Raw genomic sequence first — 18095 nt, forward strand, 5'->3', positions numbered from 1 at the left:
AAATGCAAATCAATAATCTTAACTAAATCCTGAAAACAGGATACTTCTCAAAACATCTAAACCATCTGCTTCCTATATTCTCTTTAGGAGCTAGGTGGTTTAATTTTTCTTGAATTCGCACACAAATGTAGTAATGAATGTATTATTTTTGTTATCTTTTATAAGTAGAAAGCTTCATCTTTTTAATGAAGCTTTCTATCACTTTATTAAAAAGATAATAAATTAATCGTTTCCTTTAAAACACTTCCCTTACAAAGATTGTCTGTTCATATTGGTCGAAAATTTCTTCTATAGATGAAAATAAAGTTTCTTCCGGGATGATGAACTTTATTTTTTGACCATTTTGCAACAGTTGCTTTGAAGCAAGCTAGTAACCTTTCTCTATACTATCCCTATAAGTGCTACCCCATTTCCAACCGTTTTCTTCTAGTATATTAAAAGCAGAATCTGATACAAGGCTCTATATCAACCTATCAATAAATTACCACTCTATAAATATCTGAATTTTCTTTACATTAAAGGTTATCTCCCAAACAACCTCGAATAATTTTAATACATATACATAAGGAGGTTGATCTATTTTGTTTCGTTCCTTTACAAATGGTTGCGTCGCCTTAGTGCAACGCTTCTTGCCAGAACCGTTTATTTTATCATGTTTACTAACTGTTTTCGTTATCTTCTTTGGTATGTTTGCGACTCACCAAACACCTGTAGAAATGATTAATCACTGGGGTAATGGAATTTGGGGACTCCTTGCCTTTTCTATGCAAATGGCACTTGTACTCGTGACTGGATCTGCTTTAGCAAATGCTCCTCTTATTAAAAAAGGATTAACGAAAGCTGCCAGACTACCAAAAACGAATGGCCAAGGCATTATTGCCATTTCAATTGTAAGTTTACTTGGTGCATACATAAACTGGGGCTTTGGAATTATTGTATCTGTTTTATACGCAAAAGAAGTGGCAAGGCAACTGGACGGATTAGATTATAGACTAGCAATTGCCTCTTCTTACTCTGGATTTCTCATTTGGCATGCCGGTCTTTCTGCCTCTATCCCTCTTACGTTAGCAACAGGCGGTGAAACGTTAATTAAAACGACTGCTGGAAGTATTAAAGAGGCGATTCCGATAACAGAAACGTTATTCTCACCATACGCTCTCGTTCCAGTTATTATTTTTCTCGTTACGATGCCTCTCATTAATAAAGCGATGCATCCAGATGAAAAACATACGATAACTGTAGATCCTAGCGTGTTCCATGAAGAAGCTGCTGCTCAAGAAGTAGAAAATAATACGTTCGCTGAAAAGATGGAAAATAGCATTATTATTACACTTTGCGTTGGATTGTTAGGTCTCATTTATATTTTCAATTACTTTTATACGAAAGGTTTTAACCTTACTCTCGATATCGTGATTTTTATGTTATTAATTGCAGGTCTTATTTTCCACCGTACTCCGATTCAGTATATTCGCGCTTTTTCAGACTCTACGAAAAGTGCTTCTGGCATTTTACTTCAATTTCCGTTTTACGCAGGAATTATGGGCATGATGATTGGAGTAAATAGTGAAGGACTTTCACTTGGAGGAGCTATTTCTAATTTCTTTATTAGCATTTCAAATGAAACGACTTTTCCGCTCTTTACATTTTTAAGTGCTGGCATCGTTAATATTTTCGTTCCATCTGGTGGCGGTCAATGGGCCGTGCAAGCACCAATTATGATTCCAGCTGGCGCTGAACTTGGTGTACCTGCTGCAAAAACTGCAATGGCCATTGCGTGGGGCGATGCTTGGACGAATTTAATTCAACCTTTCTGGGCATTACCAGCATTAGCGATAGCTGGTTTAGGTGCTCGTGATATTATGGGATTTTGCGTCGTGAACTTACTATATGCAGGTTTTATCATTAGTCTATGCTTCTTATTTATTTAAACGAAAAGCTAGTTTTATACTAGCTTTTTTACATAATAAATCATTTATTTCCCATGCAATTTATAACTGTATTCCACTCTATGTCCTTAAGATGTAATGACTCAAATGCAAAAAAATCTTCGCAAATTTTTCCAATCAGGTGTGGATGTTCCCTCAAAAAATTCCACTGTAATACTTTAGGAAGAAAATGCATTTCATATTCTTTACTTCCCCGTACTACCTCATCAACTTCTCTTTCACAAATTCCCCTTATTAAATAATCATTTCTTAACTCTATTTGAATTTGTTGAAATGTATCGCTGCATTTTTTCAATTGAAGTAAACACGTAATATACTTCCGAAAAAGTTCGTTATCATACTGACAACAGTTTATAATACGATCGACTTCATTCATAATGTACGAGCCTTTTCTTCTATTTGTAATAACCATTTTTCGCGCTTTGATACTTTACTCGTTTTCACAGATTGAAAAACTGACCGTTTTATATCACGAATGCCACAAAAACGTAAAACACCTCTCTTCATCATAATCCAATCTGCTGATCGATATAACAATGCGACGTACCATAGAGGCGAGTCTAACGTATTAATAACCCACGTTTTTTTCCTTTGCAATAATCCTTTCGGCAGAGCCCCTTCATATTTATAAGCAAATCCAGCTACGAAAATACGGTCAATAAAACCTTTTAAAATAGCTGGCATCCCCCACCACCATATCGGATATATAAAGAGAAGTGTATCTGCTTCTTCCACTAATTTTCTATACCGCGCTGTCTCTTCTTCATTTATTAAATCACGTCTTTTCTTCTCTTCATTGAATACAAGTACCGGATCAAATTGTTCCTTGTATAAATCAAGCAACGTAACCGAATGATTTGTTTCCTGTAGCCCTTTTTGCACATGCTCTAAAATTGCCCCGTTAAAACTTGAAGGATTAGGATGAGCGTATATAATCAGTACGTTCACTACAAAACAACTCCCTCTATCGTTAAAGTTACCCCTTCTTTAATAACTTCTCTACAATTTGTACGTTTTTCGAACTTTGCAACAGTCGATTTAATACAGTAAGTAACTCTTCTTTTTCTAAATCTTTCAGTTTCTCTTTAACTGCACTCTCACCAGCACCTTGAATATCATAAACAACTGCCGCCATATGTTTACAATAATTTTCATACGGACATTCGCAACTACTTTTTGAAAAATCTTCGAGATCGATAACTACTTCATAATTCCCTGCATTTCCAGTAACGAAAGCAAACACTTTTTTATCTTGTATTTCAACATCTTCTACATGTCCATCTTCATAATATTCATATCCCTTATCTACAATGTACTTTGGGATCCATTTCGTTATATCTTTTAATAAGTAAGCGTACATAATTGTACCCCTTCCTTTAATTCCCTTTTGACTTCAAAAATCCTGCATGTTATTCTAATTACTGTTAAGTAGCAAGTCTACGTGACAAAACGACTGACACCTATTCGGCGAAGGTGTCTCTTTTCATTTGCAGCCGATACGAATTGCCTCTTTCAGGCACATTCAATTTTTGACACTACACACTCAACACCATTCCCTGTATCAGGCTGCTTAAGCAGTCTTTTACTCTACATACTCCGTTATTTAAAAAAAAAGAGAGCTTAGCTCCCTTTTCTCGCCTTATAAAATACCCCTTTTTCAGTATAGAGATATTCATCAGCTAATGTAATTTTCCCATCCAGTTTCAGTTCATCTAATAGTCTTGATAAATAAAATTGATGTAACATCTTTTTCGTGAATTTTCCTTCATGATGCGAAACGATATGTTCTTGAATATCTAACAATGATATTGGCTTATCTTGCTCTATCATATATTCATAAACTGTACTACGCAGTTTTACGTATTTTTCGAGTGTCACAGCAATGCGCAACCCCTTTCTTCTTAATATAAATTTTCGTAATCGGTTTTTTTGCAACAAAAAAACCTCTCCGATAAGAAGAAGTTACGTATATATCTTCGTCTTATCTCCCAGAACAAATATGTTCTGCTGGAATTAGCACCTGCATCGCGGTTGCTGGGTTTCATCGGGCCAGTCCCTCCACCTCTCTGGATAAGAAAATATTCACTTAATTCTTACTATACGTAATTTCATTTTAATTGTCAAACAAATATAACAAATAATATTTTCTTCTTTACTGTTCATACTATACATATATGAATATGCAAGGAGGATTATGAAATGCATCAAAATGCTCGCGGATATGTACAAGATTCTTTTCAATCATTACAAGAAGCAAAACATTGTTTAGAAGAAGCACTACAGACTGTTGAAAAAGATTTTAATCGCGCTCGTATTGAGCAATCCCTTTATGCGATCGAACAAGCTATTCAACGCTGCGATTACACCGTTCACATTTTAGAACAAGATTGAAAAAACTTCCCATCATAAAGTGGGAAGTTTTTTCAAATGGCATACTTCATAATTATTGCCGTTATGATTAAAAAATATACAGAATTCACAATTTCTAAAATCCCTACTTTTATAATAGAAATTTTTTTGCCATACAATATAATGGCTCGAATGACACTTGGTATAAAAATAAGGGAGCACCACGGATTAATTGCAAATACAATGATTGTTAATAGAATATGATAACCCCAAGATATAAAACGATACTTCGGATTATTTTTCTCACGTATCATCGTTTTCACATAAAACGTACTACCTAAAAAGTATAAGAATGAAATAAGTGCAATGAATAATGCTGTATGATCGATTTGTTTCATTGAAAAATAATAACTAATTAACCCACCAACACAAAACACAATGATCGCACAAATATCATTTAATAGTGCTCTTTCATTTTTTTGACGAGCGTAATACATATTCACTATAAATAATGGAATCATTACTATTACGAATAAAAGAATTCGCCACTCATATAATAAAGAAATCATCCCAAATAGGAACGCGATAGTAAAGTAAACAATAGCAGCATGTAAAAATTCTTTTTTTCTTCTTTGCTTTATGTACGTAAGAAATGGATACGTGGCTAAATAGATAAAGAACCATGCTATAAACAATGGAATATGATAAATAGTAGGTTTCCCAAGTATGATACTTAATAGAAAAGGTATAACAAGCATAGCCCATGCACCATGTTGCTTCGGAATAACTAACTTCATTAACTATACACCTCCCTTTTGAAAAGAGTTCTCACGTACTATTATACAAATAATTTTATATAATAGCGGATGCATATTGAATCTATTTTTTGACAAAAAAATGCTCCTTACAATATGTAAGAAGCATGAAAGAGGCAAACGAATATGTAAGTCGCGACCCTACCTTATATGAGTATGCTTTTCTATGCTATGTTATGCTTATCTAATATACCGTATTTCTTTTTAAATCTTGTGAGAATCGTAATCCAAGACGTACTAAATAGTAGTAAGAAAATAACATTCGAAATCGCATGACTTAAATCAAAGTAAAAACTTGCGATGTAATACGAAATGACAGTTTCCCACGTTGCTTCTCGTATAAAACCGAGAAGGCCCCAGAAATTCATAATCCAACCAAATAAAAAACCAACAATTACTCCGTAAAGAAGTCTCCCCCATAGCTTTTTCATTAAAAATGTATTACGCAATAATCCAGCTATAAAACCAATCATACCCCATGAAAACATTTGCCACGGCGTCCACGGACCTTGCCCTAAAAAGATGTTAGACACAATCGCTGCTGTTGCACCGATCATAAAACCCGCTTCACTTCCAAACACAATTGCAGAAACGATAATAACAAAAGAAGTTGGTTGTACACTCGGTAAAATAGAAAATGGTACGCGGCTAACTGCTGCAATTGCCGCTAATACAGCGACGAGAACAATTTCACGTGAAACAAACGCCTTCCTTTCAAAACGAATATAGAAAGGTAACATAATAACAACTAATAAAAACAAACTACTTAACATGTAATAACCGTCCATAATAAGTGTAGTAAAGAGTAATGTGCCTATTATTACTGCAAAAATACCTATTATGAATGCAACATATCGTTTGGACACGCTTCGTACACATCCTCCCACGTTAATGCATATGGCAATTCTTTTCGAATGAATCGATTAATAGATGTTGTATAAAAGAAGTTACCACTAAAAAATTCTTTCGGTGCATCATTCATAATAACTGCTCCATCAAATAACATCATACATTGATCCACGTATTTCGCTGCAAACTCAATGTCATGCGTTGCCATTACAATTGTTGTACCTTCTTTTTGCAGCTCCCTAAATAGTTCTCCTACTCTTTCTTTCTTCCATGGATCTAACCCCTTTGTCGGTTCATCAAGTAATAATAAAGTTGGCTTTGATAATAATGTCGTACATAACGCAAGTAATTGTTGCTCTCCTCCGCTACAATCGTGCGGATGGCGTTCTTTAAGCGAGTACAACCAAAACTGTTTTAGCGTATCTTCTGCTATTTCTTTTCCTTGTTCTCCGTATAATTCACGTGCACGTTCATACACCTCATCCCACACTGTATCAAATGTAAAATGATAATATGGATGCTGCGATACATACCCAATACTTTTAAACCGTTCTTTCGAATCAATTTTATGTATCACTTTCCCATTCCACTTTACTTTCCCTCTTCTCACTTTTTGCAAACCAGCTAAAAGCGTTAACAGTGTAGACTTCCCTGTCCCATTCTTTCCAACGAGCGCTACCCATTTTCCTTTTTCAATCGAAACTGATAAATCACGTAAAATAAGCGGACTATTTTTTTCGTACTGGAACGAAATATGCTCTGCGCTTAAAATTACCTCTTGCTTTTCACTTTGTGCTATTAGCTCATTTACATATGATATCGCTGAAAAATTATTCATTTTCATTTGCGCCTCTCGCACCGTAAACGGAATATCTCTCACATTCCACTCTAAAAATAGCCTTGGAATTTGCGGAATAAATGGACGGAATGTTTCTACTCCCCACATATTCGTAATAACAGTTTTAGGACTACCATCATACATAATACAGCCATTATCCATACAAACAACGCGTGTTGCAAGCGGGATAACTTCATCTAAACGATGTTCACTTAAAATAATCGTAATTCCAAGTTCTTCATTAATCCGTTTTAATAATCCTAAAAACTCTTTTGCAGCAATTGGATCTAACTGCGCTGTCGGTTCATCTAATAATAGCAATTTCGGCTGCATAACTAATACCGCAGCTAAATTAACAAGTTGCTTTTGCCCACCAGATAACGTGTGAACAGATTGATGCAATAAATCTTGAAATCCTAAAAAGCTAATAAGCTCTGCTATTCGTTTTTGAATAATATGTGATGGTAACCCAATATTTTCTAAAGAAAATGCTAATTCTTGAATAACTGTATCCATTACGAGTTGATTTTCTGGATTTTGAAATACCATACCAATTTCTTGAGCAGATAACAAATCAGGTACATTTTCTAATAAAGTACCATCATAATATGTATCCCCAGTACGCTTACCAATTGGAAGTAATTCTTTTTTAAAATGTTTTAATAAAGTCGTCTTCCCGGATCCTGATCCGCCGGCAAGTGCAATAAACTCTCCTTTTTGAACAGAAAGAGAAATATGCTGTAACGCTTTTTCGTTTTCATCAGCATATACAAATGATAAATTGTTTATTTCTGCATGCGCCACCATAACCATTCCCTTCCTTCCATTATAATTGGTAAACTAATAAACATCGTAAATACGATAAACATCATCCCATCGTATTGCTGAAATAAAATAGATTCGACTTTCGGATAAATGATTAACTTTCCTCCGCCATACGTACTACATATGATAGCAATTATAAATAGAATACTTAAATAACTGAGCGTATACCAATCTCGTTTTTCCATTCTATAGCGAATATATGTCGTACGTTTCGTTACACCAAATCCACGAGCTTGCATAGAATCTGCCGTTTGCAGTGCATCTTCCAATGAACAAATTAATAATACTTGCAGCAATTGCATACCATTTTTGACGCGTTCAATTATCGAACCTGAATCTACCTGCACACCTTTCGTCTTTTGAACGAGTGTGATTTTCTTTAATCGCCTTATAAACAAAGGAACAAATCTCACTGTAATCATCGTTAACAATGCAACTTTCGGTGAAATTCTTGAAAACAAATATAAAAATTTATGACTGGAAATAATATCATTGTATGACGCAAACGTAAACATAACTGCAACTAGTAATAACCCCATTACTATTCCAAACATAATCGCCTCAAGCTTAATACGGCTATCACCTAACCAAAACAACGTAGTTCGACCTCTATGCGTTAATAACGAATTAAATAAAATTACCATAAAAAAGAAAACAATTGTGCTCGGTAGCATCTTTCTTATCTTTTCGCTATTTCCTTGCATCACATTTAACATAATAATTAATACTATTGCTCCAATTAAAAAAAGAGGATGAAGACACATCATACATAGTATCATCACCCCGATATAATAGAAAAAATTCACAAAAGGATGTAAAGAAGAAAAACTTATTTTCATAGCCCTTTACCGAATGCCTTTCTTATTGTAATACGTATACCCACTCAATTGTATCTCCTGGTTTTACCGTAGCTACACCAGCACTATGGTTTGGAAAAGCACCGTTCACACGATATTTCCAACCACTAGTATCCGAAATATCTTTTTCATATAAATCATTAATACCTTTTACATAAATACTATCTCTAGATCCGCTTGCATCAACATCTAATCCTGTACGTTGCAATACTTTATACACTGTATCGCCTTCTTGTACATCCATCTTTTTCGCACCCATTATATATCCGTTATTTCCTTTTACCGAGATTGTTACTTGTTTTGCTTGTGGTTTCGGTACTGGTACTGGATCTGGTTTTGGTGGTTCAGGTTTTGGTACTGCCGGAGTCGGTATCGTTTTCTCCGCTTTATTCGGATCAACTTTTTGCTCCTGCTTCGGTGTTTCTTTCGGCTGATTCACAACCTTTGCTTCTTCTTTTACTTCTGGTGCTTTCGGTTGTTGTTTCTCTTCTTGTGCTTGTTGCTGCTCTGGTTGCTTATTTACAGCCGGCTGTTCTTTCGGTTGTTCCTGTTGTTTCTCTTCTTTCTTTACCTCTGGTTGTGCCTGCGGCTTTTCCTCTTTCGGCTTCTCTTCTACTTTTTGTTCTTGTTTCTCTTTCTGCTCTTCTTGCTGCTTTTGCTCTGATTCAGCTTGCTTTTCTTCTGTTTTTTCTTCCGGCTTCGCTTCATCTTTTTGTTCTTCTTGTTTCGCTACCTCTTCTTGCTTCGGTTCTACCTTCTTCTCAGGCTTTACAGCTGCCTCTTCACATCCGGCAAGTAGCCCGAGCGAAAGCAGTAAAGAAATGAACCATTTCACCTTACTCATCCTATCTCTCACCTTTCATACGAAAATTAGGAGCAAATAATTGCTCCTAATTTTTTGTTAAGCTGCTTTACGTCTCCATAATACATATGCAGAAGCAATACATAATACACCCATACCTACTTCTGTTGCTGCACTATGAGAAGATGCTCCTGTTTTTGGTAGACTGTTACCGTTTCCGATTTTTTTATTCTTAACCGGTTCGTTATCTACAACTACTTTTAGATTTTCATCTTTTGTTTCTTGTTGTACTTGGTTTTGTTCTTTCGGTTCTTCAGTAACTTCTTTTTCTACTACATTATTTTCTGGTTCAACGACCTTTTCTGGCTCTTCAATCGGTTTTGGCTTAATTACATCACCAGCGTCTACATTAGACCAATCATAAATAGATTTTCCCATTTCTTTAAATTGAAGTAATGCTAAAAGAGCCTGTTCTGTAGCCATTCCGTTACCATTTTGATCACTTGGTAACCATTTAAATTCACCATTTGAAAGTTGATATGATAATAGGTTTTGCATTGCCTTATGAAGACGATTTTGATCTACATCTTTAACAAGTGATAATCCAATAATTGCTTGCGCAGTACTATTTGAATTTTCTTGTCCATCAGCTGAAAAACCGCCATTTTGCAGCTGTTCGTTATATAAATACGCAACAGCTTTTTGTATAGCTGGTTTCACATCTGATCGCTCTTGATAAGGAGCTAATGCTGATAAAACCATACCTGTTACATCAACGCTACTAGCACTATCTTTACTACCTGAACTATTATAAGTCCATCCACCGTCTGTATGCTGATTATTTAACAGTGCTTCCACTAGAGCAACTCTGTTCCATTTTGATTCAACTGGAATCTCATACTTCTTCGTATCAAATGCAAGTAAAGCAAATGCATAACCTGTAACAGAATTCACTTTATCTGACTCATACAATTTTTGAACTAAATTATGTCCACCTACATTTTTAGGGTCTGCACTCATTGCATTCATCATAATAATTGTTCTAGCTAAATCTGTCGCTGAAAAACGATTAATGCGCTTTTCTACTTTTTCAGTTACTGACTTAACATAATTTAATTTTGCCTCAATTGGCACATTCTTTCCAGAACGAGAAAGCGCTACAGCTACCCAATCACTTTCAATTCCATCTTGTAACATCTTGTCAGATGTTTTTGAGATTGCTTCCTCTAATTGCTTCGCTGGAATTTGAACATTCTCTTGCTTTGGTTGTTCTGGTTTTTTACCATTTTCACCTTCTGGTTTTGGCTCGACTGTCGGTTTACCATTTTCACCTTCCGGTTTTGGCTCGACTGTCGGTTTGCCATTTTCACCTTCCGGTTTTGGCTCGACTGTCGGTTTGCCATTTTCACCTTCCGGTTTTGGCTCGACTGTCGGCTTACCATTTTCACCTTCTGGTTTTGGCTCGACTGTCGGTTTACCATTTTCGCCTTCTGGTTTTGGTTCTTCTGTTTTACACGTTCCGAACTTATCTAACGTTTCTTTCAATGTTTCCTGGCTTATATTGCTCCAGTCTGAAACAAAACGAAAGACAACAACGTCTCCAGATTTTAATTTATAACTATCTGCTCCGACTTCTGCAGACTGATCATTTACATCATACAGCCAAGCACTTGTAGCCCCGGCCATTAAACCATCGATGCCTTTTACATATGTTCCAAACGACATCGTTTCAGATTCTACCTTGTCCCCCATGACCTTTTGCAGCAAACTTAAAGCTGTTTCTCCATCTTTAATTTGCTCTTCTTTCGGACATAACATAATGCCTTTTTGTGATTCCCCAATAATTGCAAGTTTTGCTGTATTTCCTTCAGCAAACGTAATATGTACTGTATTCGCAAAAGAAACAAATACAAGTGTCACTGCCATTAATGATGTAAGCAGCCATTTTTTCAACATTGCCATCCCAAAATTTCCTCCCTTACTACCATTTACACAAAAAAAGGCCCTTCAAGGGCGTGCGATTGACACTCTCTTTTTGTAAGTGTCGAACAAAAATGTACAACACCTCCTACCCGCATCATTCGCGGCTATATTTGTATAGGAAAAATAATTTTGTTTATGAACGTATCATTGTGATAACATTCACTTTTCTTGGCACAACTTACTCCCATTTAAGTTATCGTAAAACGATAAACCTATACATTCTGTAAATTTTAAATTTCTGTATTATTTTACTATTGACAAAGAATTTTGTCCATGATTTATCGGATTTATTTTCTAAGAATAATAACTTATTAACTCTTAACTATGTAAACTCTTTTCACTAATAATGACGCCATCTTCATCCGCATAGACATATTCATTTGGATTCCATTCTACTTGTCCAAAGTGCAATGAAATATTTCGTTCTCCTTTTCCTTCTTTCACACTTCTATTTGGCATCGTTCCTAACGCTAAAATACCAATATTAATATTCTTTAGTTCACTAGAATCACGAACATACCCATTCACAATAATTCCTGCTAGCTTTCTTTCTTCCGCAATAGCTGCCAAATTATCACCGAGTAAAGCACAATTCGTAGACGCTCCGCCATCAACAACTAATACTGTTCCTTCTGGTAATGTTTGCAATCCTTCCTTCACTAGTACATTATCATCTTTCACTTTTACAGTTGCAATTTTCCCGTGGAATTGTTCTTTCTTCCCAAAAGACCGAAAAGACTGGCGACATATTTGTAATTCCTTTTCAAATTCATCACATAGATCAGTAGTTTTCCACATCTTGTTCCCTCTTTTCCTTTTTCTTTCTACATAACATATTCTTGGCTTATTATCGTTTCCCTGTCTAATATTGCAATAATTTGTATGTACGGGAAAGGATACAAAAACTATTGCCTTAAGAAGCTACCTTTATTATAATCTATTTCACGGATTAAATTCAGAATATTTAAAATTAATAAAGTGAAGAAGGAGGGATTTTATGCAAATACAAACTGAGGCAAAAAAACAACCTAGTAAACCAAAGTTTAAAATGCCTGATGCGTACGTACTACTATTTTTTATTGCCTTACTTTGCGCCATTGCTACGTACTTCGTTCCTGCTGGAGAATTTAAAAGGGTTACAAACGGGACCGTTACAACGACAATACCAGGTAGCTACCATTCTGTTCCGCAATCACCCGTAGGATTTGTTTCTTTTTTTACCGCTATTGAAAAAGGAATGACACTTGCTGCTCCTATTATCTTTCTAATTTTATTTACAGGTGGAGCCATTGCAATTCTTGAAAAAACAGGTGCTCTTGACGGTTTAATCTATCATGTTATTAACAAATTTCGTAATCAGCAATTACTTTTCATTTGTATAGTTGCTGCGCTTTTTTCTATTCTTGGAACGACTGGTATTATCGTTAACTCAGTTATCGGTTTTATCCCCATCGGCATTATCGTTGCACGCACGTTAAAATGGGACGCTATCGTCGGTGTAGCAATTATTTATTTAGGTACTTATGCTGGTTTTAATGCTACTATTTTATCTCCCTCACCTTTAGGCATTTCACAAAAGATCGCAGAACTTCCGATGTTTTCCGGGATTGGTTTACGCACCGCAATCTATATATCTTTTTTACTTGCCACTATCCTTTATATAAATTGGTATGTAAAACGCTTGAAAAAATCAAATAAAGGAAGCATCCTTGGCGACAACTGGTTTCCCAGTAACGCTCTTTCAAGCGAAAAAGAAACAGAGAAAAAAGAAGTCCCTTGGACGATACGTCATAAATTAATTTTACTCGTTTCAGCTTTATCGTTAATTGTATTTTTAATAGGCGCTTTTCGTCTACATTGGACGGACGCAGAAATGACCGCTACTTTTATTTTCATAGCAATTACAGCAGGAATAATAGGTGGCATGAAAGCAAACGATATCGCATCCACTTTTCTAACTGGCTGCCAAAATCTTATCTACGGTGCTTTAATCGTCGGAATGGCTCGCTGTATTTCAGTCATTTTAGAACAAGGCAAATTACTTGATACAATCGTTAACCAACTCGCACAAGCTCTCGAAGGACAAAGCCCTGTATTTGGTGTTATCGGCATGTATGTGAGTAGTGCCGCATTACATTTCCTCATTTCATCCGGGACAGGAGAATCGGTTATTTTCATTCCGATATTAGCTCCATTAGCTGATTTCATGCACATTACACGCCAAGTTACAGTACAAGCTGTTATGCTTGGAGAAGGTGTAGTAAACTGCTTAAATCCAACTTCTGGTGTTTTAATGGGCGTTCTCGCAGCGAGCGGGATTTCTTATGGAAAATGGATTCGTTTCATGGCTCCACTTGCACTCATTTGGTTTATCATTGGACTTGTTTTTCTTATTGTTGGGGTGAATATTGAGTGGGGACCTTACTAAATACTTAACTAGATAAATAAGTACTATCGTTCCATATAAATATCTATTCTATTTCCCTCACTAGTCCTATTAAAATCATTTATTCTAGTAAAAATATAAGAAGGGATTGATCATAATGATCAATCCCTTCTATCAAAATATAATACCTTTAAAAATCTTAGTTCCAAATTTTATTTACCCATTCAGGATGATCAATAAAAGGATTGCGGTTATGTTGATATTTTGTAAAAATCACTTCATTACGCTTTCGCTCTAAATCATCGACCGGGTCTTGTTCATTCCATTTTAATAAGACAGATAGTTTCCCCATGTATGGATCTTTATTGTTATTCACTTTTTCATTTAGTTCTAAATCTATTTCGCCGTTGTCTCCCTCGTAACGAACAGCCATATAAAACAGCATTCTAGCGATATCTCCTTTTACACTATCACGAGGTTCCCAAGAATCACTATCATATTTACATTCTGTCGCTTCAGAATGATTCACACCACCATTATCAAAATCTAGATTTCCACGTGAACTATTTACAGATACATCCGTCGCTCTTAAATGATGTAGATCTGTTCCAGGTCCTGCAGTCGTTCCAAAGTCACCGTGAGATTTTGCCCAAACATGCTCTCGGTTCCAGTTATTTACTCCTGATCCATTCGTAAGCTTCCCTTGCGAACGACCAGTATATAAGAGTATCACATTATTTTTATTATTTGGATCTTCATCAGTATCTCTTAGTGCTTCCCAAACCGCACTGTATGATAACTTTGTATGATTATCAATAATATTATGCAGTTCCTTCTTTAATTCTAACCCCGTTTTTCCTATTGCATTATTATAATATGTATCGTCATAACTTTTTACAATAATCTCTTGTGCTGATGCAGGAGCTACTTCACCGTGTATAGTATCTGTGAATGATAGAGATGCAGAACCTAAAATAAAAAATGAAGATAGTGTAACCATAGCAATCTTTGTATTTCGAAACTTCATATACCCATTCCCCTTTAAAATATAATTTGAAGCTATTCACTAAAAAATGCTTTCTAACCCCCGAAACCTTTTAGAAACCCATACCCCTTTTCTGTTTATTTAATACAAGACTCTATCCAGTCTGTATCACTTCTAAACTTTTTGTTTATTCACATTCCAAACAATTTCACTTTTTACAAGGAATATCCTTCTCTTATAAAGATTATTAACATATTCTTTACAACTAAAAAGTAGTTTAATATTAACTTATAAATTTAAATTTATTTATGCAATAATGCATATTTGATAAATACTTTAAAAAACAGTTTGAATAAAAAGCATTCAAAGAAAACCGTGCAACAAAACAGATACAGTCTAAGACAGAAATAATAAAAATCAAGATGATAACTCGACTTTTCCCGTTTCCATAACTGTCTTTATTTTTGTGTAAAACCTTTCTTTCTCTGAATAATACGTACAAAAATAGATTGGATACCATGTAGGCACCAATCTATTTTAATTAAAGAAACTGTGTCAATTCTGAGTTCACAATACGTTGTGCAGTAATGATAACACTGTCAGCTGTTAGTCCATAAACACTATATAGTCCACCAGGTTGATTAGGAACAATTTGAACTTCATATTCAAATGCTTGTCCAAGAGCAGGATGAACTAAACTTAGAGTTGCAAAAGTAGAAGCATTAGAATTTACATTGAAGTTTACCTGTTCAATTAATACTAATGAACCGTCAAGTCTAAAAACTCTAGCTACTCCAGTAAGTGGGCCAGCAGTACGGTTAAGGATTTTTACCCTAACTCTATTTGCATTAGCAGGTTGATTTCCTACGTTTTCAATTGGTCCTGTAGTAAGAGCCATATAACATCACCTCCATTATATTATTATGATATTCAACGTTATATATTGATGTTATAGTTTAATTACCCAATTTATTTTAAATAAAAAAGCTTGTTTCTTATATTTTCTATAAGAAACAAGCTTTTCTTTTTCAACTACCATTCCTAAGACAAGTTTATCCGTCTCGAAAACATTTACAGTTACAGTTACTTGACGTTTATGCTGGAACAGAACTACTACTATTTACTTTGCATTGAATCTATATATTTTTTAACTACTTCATATACATATTCTTGATTTGCCGCTGCTGTATTTGGGTTATATTTCCCACCGTTTGTTTTATTATTAGATAATACTCGAATCCCTAAAAACGGTACGTCATAAGCTTTTGCGATTTGAGCTGCAGCAGCTCCTTCCATTTCTTCTACAGATGTACCGTATTTTGTATGGAACCACTTAATTCTATCAACTTCGTTATTCCAAACGTCTGCTGAACCAATCGTACCTTCAACTACTTTACCTTTTGTATATTTATCTTTCACTGCATGAGCCGCTGCAAGTAATTCCTTATCTCCTTCGTAGTATCGGATTTTCTCAGCATTTGGATCTTCTCCTGCACTTCCTTCAGAAGCCATTAAGTCCATAGATATCCATTTTGTCGGCTCAATTCCTTGGTTCTCATCCATATTTGTTGTTTTTAATGAACCTATATTTGCAACTTGTTTTCCTAACACAATATCAAATACATTTAAATTTGGATCATGTCCACCTGATGTTCCTTGGTTAATAATTGCTGTAGGTTTATATTTTTCAATAGCCACCGCTGTAGCAGCTGCTGTATTCTCCATTCCTTTACCTGTTTTCGCAACGATTACAGGATAATTGTCGACAGTTCCTTTATAAAATACAAAAGTTCCAGACTTTTCTTCTTTCACATTTTTTAGCCTTTTCGCAAACTTTTCTGCTTCTATCGGCATTGGCCCTTGAATTAAGATTGGTTTTTGATTGCTTTTTGCCTCAACTTGTTTCGGACTCGCATCACATCCCGCAAGTATCGAGAATGACAATGCAACAGTAGTTACTAGGGTAGCACATTTTTACAACGTATTCTTCTTCATAAATAATCTCCTCTTTCTCTTGTTGTTTTCTATACTCGATGCTTTTGGTCCAAACAAAAAAGTTCTAGAAATTGTAGAAGATTCTCTACTTTCTAGAACTACGGTAGTCAAAGTTAATTAAGCACATGCAAAATTATAAATCGGTAGCGCACATTACATAGAGCGCCCGAATACTTTAACCCGTAGTCCAGTTCTTTCATTGGGAACTAGGTAGAAACGCTCGGACCATATTACCGAGTATATACGAGTGATGTTATTCAAAATTATTATATGGATAATATAACAAAATACTAGTATATGCGCAAGAAAAAAGTGAACATTTTCGATTAAACAACTTAAAATGTTCGTTTTTAAATGAAAATTAGATAAAAAAACCTATCTCTTAACAGATTTTTTTATTAAAAACTTTTATATACTAAACTAGATTCCCACTCAACAACCAATCTTTTACAAGCAGTTTCTTTCTTTCCCAACTTCCTCACCTAATTTTGATGTAAAAGCTTTACTGCCCGGGATAAAATGTGCTTCCATCCAATTCACAATTATTTCTTCCAACTCTGGATGAAGCGGCTTTCCTGCCCCTTCTTCATAATTCTTTTTAAACTCTAATGCTTTAAATTCACCTTCAAAACTTTTTAAACTATGATCCATATTTTTTACTACACGTACTTCAGAATCACCCTTCACATACTCACCGATCCGCTTCGCTCTTTCAGGGTCAGCCTGAATATCTTTATCACCAGCAATAGCTAGTACTGGACATGTTACTTGTTGTAAGTCTTTATAGATGTCATGCTGAAAATGCTCTCTAAACCACTTTGCATTCATCGGTTTAAAACCAACTTTAATCGTATCTTTTTCTGTGTTCATCATTTTCTCTTTTATTTTTTCCATCTGTTTTTCTCCGCGTTTCTCTACATTAAGAAGACGCATTAGTTTTCCTTTTATTCCTTTCTGCTCTTTTAGTTCTTTATAAGCAATTTCTCTTTGTCTTTTTGTAGCTTCTTCTAATGATTCTGCAGCTCCTGTAATAAGTATGAGTCCATTAACTGGTGTTCTTGCGTTTACTACAGTGGCTAACATACACCCTTCACTATGACCAGCTAAAATGATATTTTCTGGATCAACAAATGGTTGTTCTTTTAAATACGTTATCATGGCCTCTATATCACTAACTAAATCCCACATTCCAGTCTTCAGAATTTCTCCGTTACTCTTTCCTACTCCGCGCTTATCGAAACGGAGCGTCACTACTCCAAGTTGCGCCATTACATGTGCTAAATCTTTATATATGTTCGACTCAAGCTTTAGCGGTACTATCGTTCCATCACGATCAACTTCTCCAGATCCAGCGATAATTACAACAGCAGCATACTTCCCACCAGCTTTTGGCTTTGTAATCGTACCTTGCAAAGTTAATTCACTTTTTACCGCTACTTCATATTCATCAAAGATCATTATATTA

General features: G+C 35.2%; 18 protein-coding genes, 1 pseudogene and 2 riboswitches. Of the genes and pseudogenes, 3 read left to right on the top strand and 16 right to left on the bottom strand.

Annotated elements, in window-relative coordinates:
• Positions 1–56 precede the first annotated feature (56 nt).
• Positions 57–142: pseudogene (locus MHH27_RS32045) on the bottom strand (IS3 family transposase); the annotation flags it as partial.
• A gap of 439 nt (positions 143–581) precedes the next feature.
• Between MHH27_RS32045 and MHH27_RS16785 the strand changes: the two are divergent.
• Positions 582–1928, top strand: coding sequence for a short-chain fatty acid transporter (locus MHH27_RS16785; protein ID WP_000490008.1), 1347 nt, complete (start codon positions 582–584; stop codon positions 1926–1928).
• A gap of 40 nt (positions 1929–1968) precedes the next feature.
• Here the strand turns inward: MHH27_RS16785 and MHH27_RS16790 are convergent, their stop codons facing one another.
• The 4 genes from MHH27_RS16790 to MHH27_RS16805 form a co-directional block, all read right to left on the bottom strand.
• On the bottom strand, positions 1969–2322 hold the full coding sequence (locus MHH27_RS16790; RefSeq protein WP_001006466.1) for a hypothetical protein: 354 nt from the start codon (positions 2320–2322) through the stop codon (positions 1969–1971).
• Positions 2319–2894: an NAD(P)H-dependent oxidoreductase gene (locus tag MHH27_RS16795; protein WP_072939069.1), complete on the bottom strand. Its 576-nt coding sequence runs from the start codon at positions 2892–2894 to the stop codon at positions 2319–2321. The genes MHH27_RS16790 and MHH27_RS16795 overlap by 4 nt, the downstream gene beginning before the upstream one ends.
• A 28-nt stretch (positions 2895–2922) precedes the next feature.
• Positions 2923–3306, bottom strand: a complete 384-nt coding sequence (locus MHH27_RS16800; RefSeq protein ID WP_000271532.1) for an SWIM zinc finger family protein — start codon at positions 3304–3306, stop codon at positions 2923–2925.
• A 260-nt stretch (positions 3307–3566) separates the two neighbouring features.
• Positions 3567–3884 carry a hypothetical protein gene (locus MHH27_RS16805; protein WP_002094089.1) on the bottom strand — a complete coding sequence of 106 codons (318 nt, stop codon included), beginning with the start codon at positions 3882–3884 and terminating at the stop codon, positions 3567–3569.
• Positions 3885–3924: 40 nt separating this feature from the next.
• Positions 3925–4023: riboswitch (SAM riboswitch) on the bottom strand.
• Positions 4024–4145: 122 nt separating this feature from the next.
• Here MHH27_RS16805 and MHH27_RS16810 point away from each other — a divergent pair.
• Entirely contained in the window at positions 4146–4337 is a 192-nt protein-coding gene (locus MHH27_RS16810) for a hypothetical protein (RefSeq protein ID WP_000554029.1), read from the top strand.
• 32 nt (positions 4338–4369) lie between these two features.
• On the opposite strand, the gene MHH27_RS16815 is transcribed toward MHH27_RS16810, so the two are convergent.
• The 7 genes from MHH27_RS16815 to rraA form a co-directional block, all read right to left on the bottom strand.
• Complete coding sequence (locus tag MHH27_RS16815; protein WP_072939075.1) at positions 4370–5092, bottom strand: YwiC-like family protein; 723 nt, start codon at positions 5090–5092, stop codon at positions 4370–4372.
• Positions 5093–5274: 182 nt separating this feature from the next.
• The gene (locus tag MHH27_RS16820) at positions 5275–5976 is read right to left on the bottom strand and encodes an ECF transporter S component (RefSeq protein ID WP_071714306.1); all 702 of its coding nucleotides are present in this window, start codon (positions 5974–5976) and stop codon (positions 5275–5277) included.
• The gene (locus tag MHH27_RS16825) at positions 5949–7610 is read right to left on the bottom strand and encodes an ABC transporter ATP-binding protein (RefSeq protein WP_016512560.1); all 1662 of its coding nucleotides are present in this window, start codon (positions 7608–7610) and stop codon (positions 5949–5951) included. Before MHH27_RS16825 ends, MHH27_RS16820 begins: the two co-directional genes overlap by 28 nt.
• Complete coding sequence (locus MHH27_RS16830) at positions 7583–8461, bottom strand: energy-coupling factor transporter transmembrane component T (protein ID WP_015055161.1); 879 nt, start codon at positions 8459–8461, stop codon at positions 7583–7585. Before MHH27_RS16830 ends, MHH27_RS16825 begins: the two co-directional genes overlap by 28 nt.
• A 22-nt stretch (positions 8462–8483) precedes the next feature.
• Positions 8484–9323 (bottom strand): DUF4430 domain-containing protein, encoded by an 840-nt coding sequence (locus MHH27_RS16835; protein WP_072939079.1) that lies wholly within the window; start codon positions 9321–9323, stop codon positions 8484–8486.
• Between the two features lie 57 nt (positions 9324–9380).
• The gene (locus MHH27_RS16840) at positions 9381–11243 is read right to left on the bottom strand and encodes a DUF4430 domain-containing protein (protein WP_336820398.1); all 1863 of its coding nucleotides are present in this window, start codon (positions 11241–11243) and stop codon (positions 9381–9383) included.
• A 339-nt stretch (positions 11244–11582) separates the two neighbouring features.
• Complete coding sequence (gene rraA / locus MHH27_RS16845; RefSeq protein WP_029442832.1) at positions 11583–12062, bottom strand: ribonuclease E activity regulator RraA; 480 nt, start codon at positions 12060–12062, stop codon at positions 11583–11585.
• A gap of 199 nt (positions 12063–12261) precedes the next feature.
• Here rraA and MHH27_RS16850 point away from each other — a divergent pair, with 199 nt between their 5' ends.
• Positions 12262–13692, top strand: coding sequence for a YfcC family protein (locus tag MHH27_RS16850; protein WP_098684175.1), 1431 nt, complete (start codon positions 12262–12264; stop codon positions 13690–13692).
• A gap of 157 nt (positions 13693–13849) precedes the next feature.
• Here the strand turns inward: MHH27_RS16850 and MHH27_RS16855 are convergent, their stop codons facing one another.
• The 4 genes from MHH27_RS16855 to MHH27_RS16870 form a co-directional block, all read right to left on the bottom strand.
• Positions 13850–14677 (bottom strand): endonuclease I family protein, encoded by an 828-nt coding sequence (locus tag MHH27_RS16855; RefSeq protein WP_016512554.1) that lies wholly within the window; start codon positions 14675–14677, stop codon positions 13850–13852.
• Between the two features lie 499 nt (positions 14678–15176).
• Positions 15177–15533, bottom strand: coding sequence for a hypothetical protein (locus MHH27_RS16860; RefSeq protein ID WP_001229424.1), 357 nt, complete (start codon positions 15531–15533; stop codon positions 15177–15179).
• Between the two features lie 218 nt (positions 15534–15751).
• The gene (locus tag MHH27_RS16865) at positions 15752–16579 is read right to left on the bottom strand and encodes a 5'-methylthioadenosine/S-adenosylhomocysteine nucleosidase (RefSeq protein ID WP_340943432.1); all 828 of its coding nucleotides are present in this window, start codon (positions 16577–16579) and stop codon (positions 15752–15754) included.
• Between the two features lie 214 nt (positions 16580–16793).
• A riboswitch (purine riboswitch) is annotated at positions 16794–16897 on the bottom strand.
• 180 nt (positions 16898–17077) lie between these two features.
• On the bottom strand, positions 17078–18088 hold the full coding sequence (locus tag MHH27_RS16870; protein ID WP_086422613.1) for an alpha/beta hydrolase: 1011 nt from the start codon (positions 18086–18088) through the stop codon (positions 17078–17080).
• Positions 18089–18095 lie beyond the last annotated feature (7 nt).

Source organism: Bacillus sp. FSL L8-0152 (genome assembly GCF_038006365.1).
GTDB lineage: Bacteria > Bacillota > Bacilli > Bacillales > Bacillaceae_G > Bacillus_A > Bacillus_A cereus.

Bases quoted from the DNA above. Each gene is read 5' to 3' on its own strand.
- rraA (WP_029442832.1), bottom strand. From the start codon at position 12,062: ATGTGGAAAACTACTGATCTATGTGATGAATTTGAAAAGGAATTACAA.
- MHH27_RS16825 (WP_016512560.1), bottom strand. From the start codon at position 7,610: ATGGTTATGGTGGCGCATGCAGAAATAAACAATTTATCATTTGTATAT.
- MHH27_RS16830 (WP_015055161.1), bottom strand. From the start codon at position 8,461: ATGAAAATAAGTTTTTCTTCTTTACATCCTTTTGTGAATTTTTTCTAT.
- MHH27_RS16870 (WP_086422613.1), bottom strand. From the start codon at position 18,088: ATGATCTTTGATGAATATGAAGTAGCGGTAAAAAGTGAATTAACTTTG.
- MHH27_RS16860 (WP_001229424.1), bottom strand. From the start codon at position 15,533: ATGGCTCTTACTACAGGACCAATTGAAAACGTAGGAAATCAACCTGCT.
- MHH27_RS16790 (WP_001006466.1), bottom strand. From the start codon at position 2,322: ATGAATGAAGTCGATCGTATTATAAACTGTTGTCAGTATGATAACGAA.
- MHH27_RS16855 (WP_016512554.1), bottom strand. From the start codon at position 14,677: ATGAAGTTTCGAAATACAAAGATTGCTATGGTTACACTATCTTCATTT.
- MHH27_RS16810 (WP_000554029.1), top strand. From the start codon at position 4,146: ATGCATCAAAATGCTCGCGGATATGTACAAGATTCTTTTCAATCATTA.
- MHH27_RS16840 (WP_336820398.1), bottom strand. From the start codon at position 11,243: ATGGCAATGTTGAAAAAATGGCTGCTTACATCATTAATGGCAGTGACA.
- MHH27_RS16815 (WP_072939075.1), bottom strand. From the start codon at position 5,092: ATGAAGTTAGTTATTCCGAAGCAACATGGTGCATGGGCTATGCTTGTT.
- MHH27_RS16835 (WP_072939079.1), bottom strand. From the start codon at position 9,323: ATGAGTAAGGTGAAATGGTTCATTTCTTTACTGCTTTCGCTCGGGCTA.
- MHH27_RS16850 (WP_098684175.1), top strand. From the start codon at position 12,262: ATGCAAATACAAACTGAGGCAAAAAAACAACCTAGTAAACCAAAGTTT.
- MHH27_RS16800 (WP_000271532.1), bottom strand. From the start codon at position 3,306: ATGTACGCTTACTTATTAAAAGATATAACGAAATGGATCCCAAAGTAC.